Genomic DNA, 14704 nt, shown 5'->3' with positions numbered 1-14704 from the left:
TCTCCATGCGCTTCTTCGTCAGCGGGCCGGTATCCTCGATCTTCTGGGTGCCGTCCGGCATGGCGAAGGAGTGGATCACACCGCGCGGTCCGAACCGCTTCTTGAATTCGGGGTCCTTGGGATAGTCGGGGTTTTCCGGCTCTTCCTCGGCATTAAGGTGATAGAGGTTGCCTAGGAATTCGTCGAAGCCATGATTGGTCGGCAACATCTCGTCGCGGTCGCCCAGGTGGTTCTTGCCGAACTGGCCCGTGGCATAGCCCTGAGCCTTGAGCAGCACGGCAATCGTCGGATCTTCGATCTTCATGCCTTCCGGCGTGCCCGGCAGGCCCACCTTGGTGAGGCCGGTGCGGATCGGCGACTGGCCCGTCACGAAGGCGGCACGGTCGGCGGTGCAGCTTTGCTGGCCATACCAGTCGGTGAACAGCGCGCCCTGCGCGGCGATCGAGTCGATGTTGGGCGTCTTGTAGCCCATCATGCCGCGGTATAGGCGCTGATGTTGAAACCGCCGATGTCGTCACCCCAGATGACGAGGATGTTTGGCCTGTCAGCGGCCTGGGCGCTGGCGGTGGCTGCAGCCCCCAGCGCCAGCAGGGCGGCGGTGAAAAGTGTCAGACGCTTCATTAAGCTTGGTTTGCTATGGGTAATGTCCGGCATGGATCGTACCTCCTTTGAGTTCCCCGACTAGGACAAGCACGGGAAGGGCCGCACCCTTCTGCACCGCCATTCTATCCCGCTTTCGGCCATGGCTGAAGCTATTCCAGCTCCTCCTGTCGCCGTCCGGCACCAGTCAGGTTGACATAATCAGACAGCGGGATGATCAATTGTGTACCGTTACGATATCTTGCAGCAGGCCTGAAAAAATATGCAGTTGGAAGAAGCCGTCGCCGTCGCCCGGAACAGCCGGTGGCTGTCCCAGCACGACCGGCGCGTACAGCACCTGATCTGCTCCCGCATGCGGCTCGTGAACCTGCCAAAAAACCGCACGCTGTTCGACATCGAGGATTCGGCGAGCGAGATCTATTGCATCGTCTCGGGCTGTGCCGTCATCACCGTGCCGCACCCGGTGCAGGGCATGCTCCACGCACATGTCATGCTCGCCGGTCGCTGGTTTGGCGAACCGGCTGCTCTTGGCAAGCGGCCGCGCATCATGTCCGTCGTGGCGCGGCGACCGACCGAACTTCTGGCCCTCTCCCAGACAGCCATCATCGACCTGCTCAAGACCGAGCCTTCCCTGAACTGGGTGTTCTTCAACCTCATGGCGTGGAACGTCGAGGAATATCTGCTGCACGCCGTGGACCTGATGATCGTCGACCCGCGTATCCGCCTGTGCTCGCGCCTGCTCACCTTCGGAGGTCGCCTGCTCAACTACCTGCCGCCCGGACCGGTGAGCATTCCCCTCACCCAGGAGGAGCTGGCCGCCGCCAGCAACATGTCGCGGTCCACGGTGTTCCACCTCCTGGGCGAACTCGTCTCCCTGGGCATCTGCGAATTGGGCTATCGTGAGGTCCGGATCCTTGACATGGCCCGCCTCGCGACCATCGTCGACGAGGCCAGTACCGGCTAGGAAGCCGCTGAAATCTCGCTCAGGTCGACCGAGAGCTGCCGCACCAGCCAGACCATCCGCTCGAACAGGCCGGTCGCCACGAACAGCGGCTCGCGGTTGGCATGTGATTGCTGGTCTTGTTCCACGATCTGCTGGCGGAACCGCGTCATCGTCTCGCTGCGGTCGGCTGTGAGGCGCTCCAGCATGGCATGGTTGGACAGGTCGCCTTCGGCTTCATCAGCCGCGAGACCGAGAAGCAGGTGCAGAGACTCCGTCATCGACTCGCACATGGTCTGCTCGCGCTCGGTCATCACAGTAAGATAAGAGATCTCGCGAACGTAGCCATGCAGGGCATCGATGATCGAGCTGATATGCTCATTGCAGCGCTGCAGCAGCAATAGGGCGGTGACTTCCGTGCCAATGGGGTGGCGGCTCACTGCCTCGCTGACGAAGTCGGAAATGTCCCCGGTCAAGCTCAGTGCGAGCTCTCGCCGCGCGCCATTGTCCAGGCCTGCATCCTCCTCCGGTTCGCCATGCCGCACGGGTCCAAGCGCGGCGGGAAGAAGCGAGATGAGCTTGGCCTGCTCGCGGCGGGCCAGAATAAATGCGGTTCCGGGGTCCTCCGCTGCTTCATCGAGGATGAACTCGGGCTCGAAGCGCTGCAATTCGCGGTTGGCAGGCGCCATCCGCTCGAGAAGCCTGAGCAGTGGCGAGCGCAACAGGCCGGACAGGATCGCGCCGATGAGGTTGATGACGAGATAGACGACGGAGAGAAACAACGGCACCGGCAGCAGTGTGGCCAATGTCCCGTCCTCCGGCATTGTCACCGCGAAGGGCAGAACCACCAATGCGCCGATGAGCTTCACCACCGCCTGCCACAGCGCCAACTGTCGCGGTGGTCCGGACAGGTGGGAGGAGATCAGGGCAACGCTTACTCCAGAGCCGGCATTGGCGCCGCACACCATCACCATGGCAGCCTCGAGCGGAACAACGCCTGTGGCACTCAGCATCACCGCGAGTGCGCTCACGGTGGATGATGACTGCATCAGCAGCGTCACGATGAAGGCGATGATGAAGCTGTATATCCAGGATTCCGATGCGAAAGTGAAGAATTCCGTCACCCAGGAGCTTTCTGCCAGCGTGTGCCCGGTGGCCTTCAACATGGTGAGGCCAAAAAGTGTGACGCCGATGGCAAGCAGCAGGTCCGTCAGGTGCCGCCCCGCTTCGCCCCGATGCAGTGATGCGAGATAGAGCAGGCCCACCACGCTCAATGCCAGCAGAGCCAGCGAACGTAAGTCCACCGAGGCGAGGAACACCAGGATCGAGGTTCCGACTGATGCCCAGGCGCTGATCGAGAGGGCGGCGAAGAACGAGACGGCGCGCGCGTTGAGAAGTCCGATGCAAATGAAGGCTGAGGCGCTGGTACTCTGTGTCACAGCGCCCAGCATGCTCCCAGCCAGCGCATTGCCGAAGGGCAGACGTGAAACACGGGCCAGTGCGAGGCGCATCCTGCGCGCGGCCAGTGCCCGTACCGCCTCGGACAACATGTGCAGTCCAGCGAGGAAAAAGCCGAGCCCCGCAAAGGCGGCGAGCGTGCCCTCAAACATTCTGGTTCACGCCCGTGTTGCGCGCAGCAGACGATAGACCACGAAGCCCATCACCGCCAATGCGCCGAGGATGACGCTGATGATGAAGCCATGCAGTACGGCGTAGCGCTCTCCCATGGACGTGATCAGGGCGTCGCGTTTTGCATCGGATGCAGCCCCGATATCTGCCGCTAGCGTGCCGATGCCGGCCTCGAGCGCCCTGTCGGCACCACGAAGTTTCACGTCGATGGTGTGGGCTGTCGCCGCGTCGAGTGTGGCTGCTGCCCCTTGCATCTCTTTCAACGTCGTTTCGTAAGATTGTGTCAGTGCCTCATGGGCGGCTACCAACGCAGCGGCGCGCTGGGCGTCTTCGTCGAAGCCCAGCGATTTTGCCTGCTGGGCCACGCTTGCGAGCAGTGCCTTGGTATCGAGATCCTGCTTGGTGAAGGCTGCATGGTGCTTGGTGAGCAGCTTCTCGTCATCGCCACGCAGCAGGATGTTTTTCCATTCCTGCACCTGCACCTTGAAAGCCACCTGCGCCTCCAGCGCATCGGTGGACAGTTGCCGCAACTCGGAAAAGCGCTCCATGCCATCAATCCACGTGCGATTGATCGACCAGATCGAGAACAAGGCAAATAGCCCGAGAACCGCCAGAAGCAGCATCATGACGAAGGCCGATGTGGTGACCGAGCGCCTGAGATCGAGTTTGTGCCTTACAGTCTGTGCCTGTGCCATAGCGTCCCCCACGCCCCATTCGACTTGCCTTATGACAATCGTGCGAAGCCGCCAAGCCCGGGTTCGGGACCTGATGTGGCATTGACAAGGGTCAATGCGTGGACGCATGGAGCATCATTCGCTCAGGCCGCTACGATACGGAAGGAATATTCATCTTGAGATTGATCCTTGCCCTGTTTTGCCTCGTTGTGGCCAGCAACGCCGCTGTCGCGCAAGATGCGGTCTTTACCTATCTGAAGACAGTGTCCGCTGCGGAACTCACCCGCATGCTGGACGCCGAACGCGCCACTTTCATCGAGACCCAGAAGCCTGGCGATGGCTATGAGCTTCCAACCGTCTCGACCGCCAGCAATGATGTTGAACTCTACACGGTGCGCTATGAGTCGCATGTGCCGGAAAAGGACGGCAAGCCCGTCACCGCAACCGGCCTTCTTGCTCTGCCGGTGCTTGCCGACCGTTCGAAGCTGCCGCTCATCATCTATGAACACGGTACGGTCTACGGCAAATATGAAGTGCCTTCCTATGCCTTCGTCGCCGCCAATCCGTCAGATTATGCGCATTACGATGGCAGTTACGAGACTCGCTACATGGCCGGGCTTTTCGCCGGCAATGGCTATGCGCTGATCGCGCCGGACTACTTCGGCATGGGCGACGATGCTGCGAGTCCGGAAGCCTATTTCGTCAAGGCCAGCACCCAGCAGGCCAGCAAGGACCTCTACCTTGCGGCGGTGGACTTCATGAAGGCCAAAGGCATATCACAGGATGAGTTCTTCATCGGGGGCTGGTCGCAGGGCGGCCTCAATGCCACCGGACTGCAGGAACGCTTCGAGCAAGACGGCATTCCCGTCACCGCCGCCTTCACGGCATCGGCGCCCGCCGATCCCTATGCTGCGCTGAACGGCCTGCTGTTCTATCCCCGCGCCGGCATCGACGCGCCCTGGGTCAATACCATTGTTGCGCTCTCCGTGTTCGCATTCCAGAACTACCACGGCCCCGCCGATCTCGCGAAGCAGACGCTGGATCCAGCGGTCTATCAAGACATGAAGGCCATCTACGAGCGCTCTTACAAGGGGCAGGAGGGACTGAAGGCCATCATGCTTCGCCTCGGCGACCGCCCGCTCGTCGCGTATCTTCGTCCGGAGTTGCGTGATCCGGTGAAGTTCGCGGTTTCGGATTATGGCCGCCTGCTGGCGCAGAGCGAGACCTACCGCCAGAGCTTCAGGGCGCCGGTCCGCATGTATTTCGGTTCGCACGATGAGGTTGTGAAGCAGATGATCGGCGTGCTCATGGCCGCCTATCAGGCAGTGCTCATCGGCAACTGGTCCGACCAGTCCCAAAACAACGTTCACCCCATTGACGTGAAGGGTGGCACCCACCGCCTCACCTTCATCACCGCCGCCCCTGCGGCGAAGGTGTGGATGGACGGCCTGCGCACCCCATAAGGCCCTAGCGCGACGTCTTGCGCCACTCCCACGGCATCTCGAAGCTGCCCGACCATAGCCCGCGCCGGGCAGCCTTGGCTGCGTCCTCGGCTCCGACATAGTCGAGGCTGTAGTGGCGGTAGGCCACCGCCCAGCCCTGTTCCACCATCCAGCGGTTCAGGTCTTCCCCGCCTTTGAAGCAAATGGCCACGAGGCGGCCATAGCGGTCATGCTCGCTGCCTTGGCAATCGATTGCTGATCTGCCCACGCGATCCGCCAGTGCGAAAGCAGAGTCCTTGCCGCAGTCCCAAGGCTTGCCGTCGCGCGTGCAGCGCTGACGGCTTTCCACTGCGTCGATTCCAAACAGGCGGATGCGCTGCCCGTGGATCTCGATCGTGTCGCCGTCGATGACGGACGCTTGCCCCGCGAGGCTTTCAGCCTGCCCGGGAAAGGGGAAGGCAAGAAATAGAACGATTACAAGGAGGATGACAGTTAGAGGCGGCCTCACGGTAGCAACGGGCATTCCGACTCAATCAGTGCTGGTTGGAGATCGGTCCACCCTAGCAAGGTTGTGGGCGTGCTGGCATCATTGCCGGTCTGGCAGGGGCGAAAGGTTTGCGATGGCGGACGCTTTTGTCCCTGCGGGAGCTGTGCCGGGGTTGCTGCGTCCGCCATCGCCTGCCCCGTCCGTCAACATCACGGCCCAAGCTCCGGATGTCGTGGCTTGCAGGGGTTCGTCGTTCTCAGATCTCCATGCGCCCCCCAGCAGGTTCAAAAGGTGGAGGCCATAGGGAAACGTCATGCGGATCCTCAGATCTCGGCTGCTTCCGGTTGGATGACGGGCTGCGTGGTGGTGGTGAGAGCGGCCGGATGCCGCCTCGGAACGGTTCGCTTGGCCACGTGCGCCTCCTTCGTCCTGGATGGTTCTCCGGGGGACCGGTGAACACAGGGGGAGACTAGGAGAGTAACGGCGGCGGGGATGTGCGGAAACTCACACCGCCAGATTTTTTGAAGATCTCCGGGTGGAGCTAATCGTTCCAGCTCTGCTCGATGAGCGCGCGGATGCGGGCGATGCTGGGGATGACCAGGGCCTTCCCCTTCTTCACCACCAGACCCTTGCCTTCGAGCCATGCCATCTCGCGGGAGACCGCTTCGCGGTGCGTGCTGATGCGGCTGGCAAGCTCGGCATGCGTAGGCATGGGATCGATTGCTGCCGTGTCCTCCACAACCGGAAGTGCCTGCCGCAGCAGTTCCGCCCGAAGCCGCTGTCGGACGGCCATGGTGCTGAACTCGAATACCCGGGTGGTAAGTCGCCGCACATGGGTCGCCAGCTGCCGGGTCACCGCCATGGCGAAGCAGGGGCTGCTCTCGATCATCGCCAGGAAGCGTTGCCACGGCATGATGGCGATGCTGCAGCGTGTTGCCGAGTCGACGCTCACCGACCGCGGCAGACCATCGACGGCGGAGATCTCGCCGAACATGCCGCCGGCGCTCATTTCATGCAGGCCAACGCGCTGCCCGTCGGCGGAATAGAGGCTCATGTGCAGCTTGCCGGACAGCAGGAAGAAGACGTCGAACGTCGTGTCGTTGTGACCGACCACCAACTCGCCTGGCCCATAGTCCCGCACCGAGCAGGCCACCACCAGGCCATTCAGGGCCTCCGCTTCCAGATCCCGGAAAATGGCGATGTTCCGGAAGTCTTCCACCGTCAATTTCGCCAAGCCCTGCTCCCTGAGAATCGCGGACTTCACCGCGTTTGGAGGATTCAACTTTACCCCACGTCCATAGTACTTTCACTTAAGAATTCTGAGAAATTATTTGGGAAGGCGTGCGTGTCATAAGTTGTGTCATGCATTTTTCACATCCAACCCGTGTAAATTGACATTGATCAGAAGGCCTTGGCGCCGTCTGCAGTTGCCTATATAAAACTTTCGGTTGTAGCCCCTTGGGGCGCCTGTCTTCGATGTCCTCCACCGGTTCGCCGGTTCGTGCCGTGTCTGAATCGTTTTCGGGATCTGGTAGATGATTGCTCTGTCCCAATGGCTCCGCGATCACGGGCTCGAACAGCACCTTGCGCTGTTCGAGGACAACGAAATCGACTTCACGACCATGCTTCTCCTTACCGAAAAAGACCTCGTGGAGCTTGGCCTGTCGTTTGGCGCGCGCAAGCGACTGCTTGCTGCGCTGATGCGGGCGGAGGGCGCTCCGGTCGTCGCAGACGACGAGCAGCGACGGCAGCTGACGGTGTTGTTTTGCGATGTTGTCGGATACACAAAACTTGCGGCCGAGCTTGATCCGGAGATCCTGACGGATGTTGTCCGCGGCTATGAGGATTGGTGCGCGGCCTGTGTCGCCCGCTATGAGGGCTACCTGTTCCAGCGCATGGGCGATGGCATCGTCGCCTTCTTCGGCTACCCCCTGGCGCATGAGCGTGAGGCCGAGCGCGCCATCCGCGCCGGTCTCGACATCCTCGATGGCGTCCGCAACCTGGAGCACCCGCTGGACCTGCGGATCGGTATCGCCACCGGCATCGTGGTGGTGTCGAGCGGCGGGCGTATGGCGGTGGGCGATGCGATGAACCTCGCAGCCCGGCTGCAGGCCACCGCACAGCCCGGCGAGATCGCGGTGAGTTCCATCGTGCGCAAGCTCGCTGGCTCTGCCTTCAGCTATGCGCCACTGGGTGACGTGGAACTCAAGGGTTTTCCGCAGCCCGTCCCAGCATTTCGGGTGGAGGAACAACAAACGATTCCAGCTGATCAGGCCGGCGTACCGGACCAGATGCCGGTCGGTCGCGAAACCGAACTCGGTGTGCTGGGTAACATGTGGCTGGACGTGTGCGAACAGAAAAGGGGTCGCATCGCAGGCATCTGCGGTGAACCCGGCATCGGCAAGAGCCGCCTTGCAACCGACCTCTGTGCGCAGATCGTGACGCCGGAGAACCGCCTGATCCGCTTCCAGTGCTCGCCCTTCCATATGGCCACGCCACTCTACCCGGTCATCGCCCATTTCGAGTCGACCATGGGCTTCACCCGAGGCATGGCTCCTGAGGAGCGACTGAACCGCATCGAAGCTCTGGTCTGCGGCCGCGACCACCTTCCGACATCGGACGTGCGCTTCATCGCGGCGTTGATGTCGGTGCCCTTTGTCAATCGTTTCGGCGCGATCACAGAACCGCCACGCATCGCCAAGGCGGAGACCCTGCGCATCCTCATCGCGATGATTGCCTCAGCCTGCGCCGACGCCCCCGCCATCATGCTGTTCGAGGACCTGCACTGGGCCGACCCTACGACGCTTGAAGGGATCGACCTAGTGGTGTCGCGCCTCGCGACCATTCCGGTGTTCATGGTGACGACCTACCGGCCCGAGTTCGCGCCGCGCTGGTCAGGTTCCGCCGACGGCCGCACGATCACCTTGCCGCGCCTTTCCCCGGAGCAGAGTTTCGCGATGATCCGCCGCTGTGCCGGTGGCATGCCGATGCCGCCCGCCATCGAAGGCATGATCGTCGAGAAGACCGATGGCGTGCCGCTGTTCATCGAGGAACTCACCCACGCCCTGATCGAATCCGGCCAGCTGGCGCAGAGCGGCGACCGCTTCGTGCAGGCCAGCGGCACGGTTATCGTGTCGCTGCCGGATTCACTTCGCGGTTCGCTGACCGCGCGCCTCGACAAGCTGGTGAAGGCCAAGCGCGTGGCACAGATTGGCGCCGTGGTGGGCCGCAGCTTCAGCCGCGAGTTCCTGCGGGCGATCGGCATCCATGACATGACACAGCTGGACGAGGGCCTGGCGCAACTCGTCGAATCCGGTCTCGCACACATCGAGGAAGGTGTGGGCACCCGCAGCTACGTGTTCAAGCACGCGCTGGTGCAGGACGCCGCCTATGACTCGCTGCTGCTGAGCCAGCGCAAGAACCTCCACAACAAGGTGGCTGAGCTTCTCACCGAGCATGACCCCGGCCTGACCGAGCGCCAGCCGGAACTCGTCGCCCATCACCTGAGTGCTGCAGGTGCCGATGCCCGCGCCGTGCCGCTATGGCTGAAGGCGGCGGAAATCGCCATGCAGCGCTTCGCCATCAACGAGGCGGCAAGCCACCTTCGCCGCGGCCTGCTGCAGGTCGCTTCGCTGCCACCGGGCGAGGAGCGCAACGTGCTTGAACTGCGCTACCGCGCAGCGCTTGCGCCCGTTCTTGTGGCCGAGCGCGGATGGGGGCACCCGGAGCTTTCCGCAGTGCTTGAACCCGCATGGATGCTTGCCTCTTCACTTCGCCACAGCGCCGCCTTTCTGCCAATTCTCAATGCGCTGTGGGTGCATTACATGTCGATCGACAAGCTTTCCCTGTCGCTCAACTGGGCCGAACGCGCACGTGAGATCGGCGAGGCGGCGGAAGATGGCAACCTGACGATCGTGGCACACCGCGCATTGGCCCGATCCTATTACTGGCAGGGAGATTTCGCGAAGGCGCGGCAGCATGGCGATGTGCTGAACACGATGTATGATCCCCAGAAGCACTGGCATGTGGCGGAGAAAACCAACACCGACCCGCAGACCGGCGAGTGGATCTACCGTGGCCAGTATCTCTGGATGATGGGCTATCCCCACCAGGCAGTTGCCACGTGCAACATGCGCGATGAGCATGCGCGCCGCCGTGGCCACCCCTTCGACATGGCCTTCTCGCTGACGCTGGGTGCGCAGGTCTATGAATTCCTGAACCTGCCCGGTGAACTCGAACGGCGGGCTGACGAGGCCAGCGCCATGGGTCGGCGTTTCGGCGTGCCGCTGTTCTTCGACATGATGTGCGAGATCAGCCGTGGCGTGGCCTGGCTGCGCGCCGGGCGCTTCGAGGAGGCAGCGGCACAGATCGAGCGCGCCGTGGCGCGGCTCGCGTCAACCGGGCACCGCGTGTGGCTTCCCTATCTGCTGGCGCTGCGCGGCGAGGCACTGGCGAGGCTGGGCCATACGGAGGCCGCCGCACGCCAGATCGACCAGTGCATCGAGCGCATCGAGCAGGGCGAGCAGCGCTGCCACTTTGCCCAGGTGTTGCGGTTGAGCGGCTGGCTCCACGGCCTTGAAGGCGACCGCCCCAATGCCGAGCGGCTGCTGCATCGTGCCATTGGCGTGGCGCGCGCGCAGGAGGCAAAGTCTTGGGAGTTGCGAGCGGCGATGACCCTTGCCGAGCTACTGGAACGCCATGGCGAAACGGAGCAGGCGCTCGTGGTCCTGCAACCGGTTTATGACTGGTTCACCGAGGGCTTCGACACCAACGACCTGCAGGCGGCTGCACGGATCCTCGCACGGCTTGCCAACTCGCCGACACCGCGTGCGCCCGTACTGCCCACGGCACCGGACGCACCGGCGGCTGGAATGTTCCGAACTGCATCCTGAGCCACTGCAGGCCGCTGTGGTTGAAGCACGCGGCCTTGATTTCCGCGCCGGAATTGCCGCATCGCTTTCCACGATCTCAAGGGAGGTCTTGAACTTCCCTCGCTGGACAGGCTGAGGAGCCTCGACTACCCTTTTCAGGATTTGCTCTTTTCGGTTCGGAGATCTTTCCATGAAGTCGCATTACAGGGTGGCCGTCATTGGTGGCGGCGTCGTTGGCGCGTCCGTGCTCTATCACCTCGCCAAGCTTGGCTGGAACGACACGGTGCTGCTCGAACGCTCGGTGCTGACGGCCGGGTCGAGCTGGCATGCGGCGGGTGGCTTCCATGCGCTCAATGCCGACCCGAACATCGCGGCACTGCAGGCTTACACAATCGACCTGCTCTCCGAGATCGAGAAGGAGTCCGGCCAGAGTGTTGGCATGCACATGACCGGCGGTTACTCCGTGGCCTCCGCACCGGAGCGCTGGGAATGGCTGCAGGCCTCCTACCGGGTGTTCCAGACCATGGGCATCGAGGACGTTCGCCTTGCGGGCCCCGACGAGGTGCGCGCCGCCTGCCCGATCTTCGATACGGGCGACGTGCTGGGCGCACTCTATGCCGAGCGCGAGGGCTATATCGACCCCTCGGGCGTGGTGCATGCCTATGCCAAGGCGGCCCGCATGCGCGGTGCCACGGTCGTCGAGCACAACCGCGTGCTGGAATTGCACCCGAAGGCCGACGGCAGCTGGTCCATCGTGACCGAGAAGGGCACGATCACTGCGGAGCACGTGGTGAATGCCGGCGGCTTGTGGGCCAAGCAGGTGGGCCGCATGGCGGGCATCGAACTGCCGCTCACCCCGATGGAGCATCACTACTTCATCACCGAGTCGATCCCCGAGATCCAGGCCATGGACCGCGAGATCCCGATGATGATCGACCTCGAGGGCTTCACCTATGTGCGCCAGGAAGGGAAGGGCCTGCTCGTCGGCATCTATGAGCAGAACTACAAGCACTGGAACATGGATGGTGCACCCTGGGACTATGGCTTCGACCTGATCCAGGAAGACATCGACCGCATCTCGGACGAGCTCGCCTTCGTCTACCAGCGCTATCCCGTGATGAACCACACCGGCATCAAGCGCTGGGTCAACGGCGCCTTCACCTTCTCGCCCGATGGCAACCCGCTGGTCGGACCCGTCCGTGGACTGAAGAACTACTGGACGGCCTGCGGCGTGATGGCGGGCTTCCTGCAGGGTGGCGGTGTGGGCAAGTCGCTGGCCGAGTGGATGGTCGAGGGCGAACCTGAGGCCGACATCTATGGCATGGACATCGCGCGCTATGGCGCCTTCACCGAGAACCGAGAGTACATTCGCCAGACGACGGGGCAATTCTATTCCCGCCGCTTCGTCATGTCCTATCCCAACGAGCAGCTGTGGGCGGGTCGCCCGCTGAAGACGACGGGCGCCTATGCCGACATGAGCCAAGCAGGCGCGCGCTGGGGCTGCTCATGGGGCCTCGAGGTGCCGCTCTACTTCGCGCCGCAAGGCTTTGAGGAAAAGCCGACGCTGAAGCGCTCCAATGCTTTCGACATCGTGGGCAATGAATGCCGTGCGGTGCGAGACGGCGTGGGCGTTCTCGATATTTCCGGCTTCTCGCGCTACGAGGTGACGGGGCAGAGGGCCGAGGCCTTCCTCGACCAGCTGCTTGCCTGCAAGCTGCCGGGGCCGGGCCGCGCCCGCCTTGCGCCGATGCTTGGACACGACGGGCGGCTCAAAGGCGACCTCACCGTGTTCAACTGGGGCGATGGCTCCTGGTGGATCATGGGCTCCTACTATCTCCGCCAGTGGCACATGCGCTGGTTCGAGGATCACCTGATCGAAGGTGCCATGGTCAAGGACATCTCCGACATCACCACCGGCTTTTCGCTCTCGGGCCCCAATTCGCATGCGCTGCTGCAGCGGCTGACAAGTGACGACATTTCCAGCAAGGCGCTGCCCTTCCTCGGCTGCAAGCCGCTGGATGTTGGATTGCCCCGCACGCGCGTCGGCCGCCTCGCGGTGGTGGGCGAACTCGGCTACGAGATCAACTGCTCATCGGTGGAACACGCGCGGCTGCGCAAGATCCTGCTGGAGGCCGGCAAGGACCTGGGCGTCGTCGAATATGGCTACAACGCGCTGCTCTCCATGCGGCTGGAGAAGAGCTTCGGCATCTGGTCGGCCGAGTTCCGCCAGGGCTATACGCCGGGCATGACCGGCATGGACCGCTTCATCGACTTCGGCAAGCCGGACTTCGTGGGCAAGGCCCCAGCGCTGAAGGAGCGCGACGAAGGTGCGAAAACACTTCTGGTGACGCTTGAGGTGGACGCGACTGACGCCGATGCCTCAGGCTATGAGCCGGTGTGGCAGGGAAGCAAGCGCGTGGGCTACGTGACCTCGGGCGGCTATGGCCACACGGTGAAGAAGAGCCTCGCCATGGTGCTGGTGGATCGGGATGCTACGAAGCCCGGCACTGAACTCACCGTTCACGTGGTGGGGCAGGCGCGCAAGGCGCGGGTCATTCCTGCCTCTCCCTATGATCCCGAAAGCAAGGCGATGCGCGTCAAGGTCTGACGCGCTGGCCCCCTTCAGCCGTCTGGTCGTGAAGCCCTTTGGACGCGACCAGCACAAGAATGCCGCCGAGTGCGGCGATCACCGCGAGTGCGATGAAGGCTACGCTGGCGTCGCCATGATTGGCGGTGCGAATCTGGCCGATCAGCATCGGGCCAATATAGCCGCCGAGTGCCCCCATGCTGTTGATCAGCGCGATGCCGGCGGCCGCTGCCGTGCCGGCGAACAGGCTCTGCGGCATTGGCCAGAAGGTGACGACGGAACAGCCGCATCCGGCAGTGACGAGTGACAGGCCGGTCAGCGCCAGCACCGGGCTCTGCGGCCAAACAGCCAGCATGGCAAGTCCGATGGCCGCCATGGCATTGCCCGCACAGCTGTGCCAGCGGCGCTCGCGCGTGCGGTCCGAGTGGCGGGCCCAGATGACCTGCACGATGATCATCACCGTCCACGGGATCATGCTGAGCAGGCCAACGCGGAAATAGTCACCCGGCGGAATGCCGAGGTTCTGGACGATGGTCGGGATCCAGAAGCTGACGGCATAGATGGCGATGGTGCCCGTCATGTAGGACAGCGCGAAGATCCAGATGCGGAGACTGGTGAAGGCATGGCCTGCGGACACGAGCGTGGCCCGTGACCGGCTCCTGTCTTCCGCCTGGATGTCGGCGGTGACGGCAGCAGCCTCCGCCGGGCTCAGCCATTTGGCGGCCGAGGGCCGGTCCGGCAGCATGATGAGAAAGGCGATGCCGGTGAGCACCGAGGGCAGGGCCTCCAGCAGGAACAGCCACTGCCAGCCGCGCAGCGAGAACAGCCCGTCGGCGAATTGCAGGATGGCACCCGACAGCGGCGCGCCGATGACGCTCGACACGCCGACCGCTGTCATGAACAGGGCGATGACATTGGCCCGCTGGCTGGCGGGGAACCAGTAGGTCAGATAGAGGATGACGCCCGGATAGAACCCGGCCTCCGCCGCGCCCAACAGGAAGCGCAGCAGGTAGAAGCCGAATTCGGCATCCGTGAGATGCAGGCCCTGGGCCATGCCGCCCCAGCGAAAGTCGCCCAGAAACATGAAGAGGCAGGAGATCACGCCCCAGGTGAGCATGATGCGCGCCATCCACAGCCTTGCGCCCACCCGCGCCAGCACCAGGTTGCTCGGCACCTCGAACAGGAAATAGCCGATGAAGAAGACACCCGCCCCGAAGCCATAGACCGCATCGCTGAAGGCGAGGTCGGAGGCCATCTGCAGCTTGGCGAAGCCGACGTTCACCCGGTCAAGGAAGGACACCACATAGCCGATGAACAGCAGCGGCACGATATTCCGGATGATCTTGCCGTAAACCGGTGCGGTCGCAGCCGCCGGCGGTGATGGTGTCATAAGCTTTGCTCCCCACGCTTATTCGCGACAGCGATAGGAGAGGCCTTGGGCCCGGGCAAGCTTGAATTTTGCAGCCCCGGACGG

Annotated in this window: 9 protein-coding genes and 1 pseudogene; 4 read left to right on the top strand and 6 right to left on the bottom strand. The window is 63.1% G+C overall.

The genetic code is table 11. The features are described 5' to 3' along the window. A pseudogene (locus tag WCJ41_RS11485) lies at nucleotides 1-621 on the bottom strand (sulfatase-like hydrolase/transferase); the annotation flags it as partial. Nucleotides 622-862: 241 nt separating this feature from the next. Between WCJ41_RS11485 and WCJ41_RS11480 the strand changes: the two are divergent. Beyond that, nucleotides 863-1564, top strand: a complete 702-nt coding sequence (locus tag WCJ41_RS11480; RefSeq protein ID WP_336905964.1) for a Crp/Fnr family transcriptional regulator — start codon at nucleotides 863-865, stop codon at nucleotides 1562-1564. On the opposite strand, the gene WCJ41_RS11475 is transcribed toward WCJ41_RS11480, so the two are convergent. Continuing rightward, the gene (locus WCJ41_RS11475) at nucleotides 1561-3150 is read right to left on the bottom strand and encodes a Na/Pi symporter (protein WP_336905963.1); all 1590 of its coding nucleotides are present in this window, start codon (nucleotides 3148-3150) and stop codon (nucleotides 1561-1563) included. The genes WCJ41_RS11480 and WCJ41_RS11475 overlap by 4 nt on opposite strands. Before the next feature lie 6 nt (nucleotides 3151-3156). After that, nucleotides 3157-3864 carry a hypothetical protein gene (locus tag WCJ41_RS11470; protein ID WP_336905962.1) on the bottom strand — a complete coding sequence of 236 codons (708 nt, stop codon included), beginning with the start codon at nucleotides 3862-3864 and terminating at the stop codon, nucleotides 3157-3159. Between the two features lie 155 nt (nucleotides 3865-4019). Here WCJ41_RS11470 and WCJ41_RS11465 point away from each other — a divergent pair, with 155 nt between their 5' ends. Beyond that, entirely contained in the window at nucleotides 4020-5306 is a 1287-nt protein-coding gene (locus WCJ41_RS11465) for an alpha/beta hydrolase (RefSeq protein ID WP_336905961.1), read from the top strand. 4 nt (nucleotides 5307-5310) lie between these two features. Here the strand turns inward: WCJ41_RS11465 and WCJ41_RS11460 are convergent, their stop codons facing one another. Together WCJ41_RS11460 and WCJ41_RS11455 are read right to left on the bottom strand one after the other, a co-directional pair. Continuing rightward, on the bottom strand, nucleotides 5311-5808 hold the full coding sequence (locus tag WCJ41_RS11460; protein ID WP_336905960.1) for a thermonuclease family protein: 498 nt from the start codon (nucleotides 5806-5808) through the stop codon (nucleotides 5311-5313). A gap of 505 nt (nucleotides 5809-6313) precedes the next feature. Further along, on the bottom strand, nucleotides 6314-7006 hold the full coding sequence (locus WCJ41_RS11455) for a Crp/Fnr family transcriptional regulator (protein ID WP_336905959.1): 693 nt from the start codon (nucleotides 7004-7006) through the stop codon (nucleotides 6314-6316). A 301-nt stretch (nucleotides 7007-7307) separates the two neighbouring features. Here WCJ41_RS11455 and WCJ41_RS11450 point away from each other — a divergent pair, with 301 nt between their 5' ends. After that, complete coding sequence (locus WCJ41_RS11450; RefSeq protein ID WP_336905958.1) at nucleotides 7308-10664, top strand: adenylate/guanylate cyclase domain-containing protein; 3357 nt, start codon at nucleotides 7308-7310, stop codon at nucleotides 10662-10664. Between the two features lie 169 nt (nucleotides 10665-10833). Then, a complete protein-coding gene (locus WCJ41_RS11445) occupies nucleotides 10834-13251 on the top strand; it encodes an FAD-dependent oxidoreductase (protein WP_336905957.1) in 2418 nt (805 codons plus the stop codon). Here the strand turns inward: WCJ41_RS11445 and WCJ41_RS11440 are convergent. Continuing rightward, nucleotides 13241-14620, bottom strand: a complete 1380-nt coding sequence (locus WCJ41_RS11440; RefSeq protein ID WP_336905956.1) for an MFS transporter — start codon at nucleotides 14618-14620, stop codon at nucleotides 13241-13243. The genes WCJ41_RS11445 and WCJ41_RS11440 overlap by 11 nt on opposite strands. Nucleotides 14621-14704 lie beyond the last annotated feature (84 nt).

It is taken from the genome of Aestuariivirga sp. (genome assembly GCF_037139295.1).
Classification (GTDB): domain Bacteria; phylum Pseudomonadota; class Alphaproteobacteria; order Rhizobiales; family Aestuariivirgaceae; genus Aestuariivirga.
This window is presented reverse-complemented; position numbering and strand designations above follow the sequence as displayed.

Bases quoted from the DNA above. Each gene is read 5' to 3' on its own strand.
- WCJ41_RS11480 (WP_336905964.1), top strand. From the start codon at position 863: ATGCAGTTGGAAGAAGCCGTCGCCGTCGCCCGGAACAGCCGGTGGCTG.
- WCJ41_RS11475 (WP_336905963.1), bottom strand. From the start codon at position 3,150: ATGTTTGAGGGCACGCTCGCCGCCTTTGCGGGGCTCGGCTTTTTCCTC.
- WCJ41_RS11470 (WP_336905962.1), bottom strand. From the start codon at position 3,864: ATGGCACAGGCACAGACTGTAAGGCACAAACTCGATCTCAGGCGCTCG.
- WCJ41_RS11460 (WP_336905960.1), bottom strand. From the start codon at position 5,808: ATGCCCGTTGCTACCGTGAGGCCGCCTCTAACTGTCATCCTCCTTGTA.
- WCJ41_RS11450 (WP_336905958.1), top strand. From the start codon at position 7,308: ATGATTGCTCTGTCCCAATGGCTCCGCGATCACGGGCTCGAACAGCAC.
- WCJ41_RS11445 (WP_336905957.1), top strand. From the start codon at position 10,834: ATGAAGTCGCATTACAGGGTGGCCGTCATTGGTGGCGGCGTCGTTGGC.
- WCJ41_RS11440 (WP_336905956.1), bottom strand. From the start codon at position 14,620: ATGACACCATCACCGCCGGCGGCTGCGACCGCACCGGTTTACGGCAAG.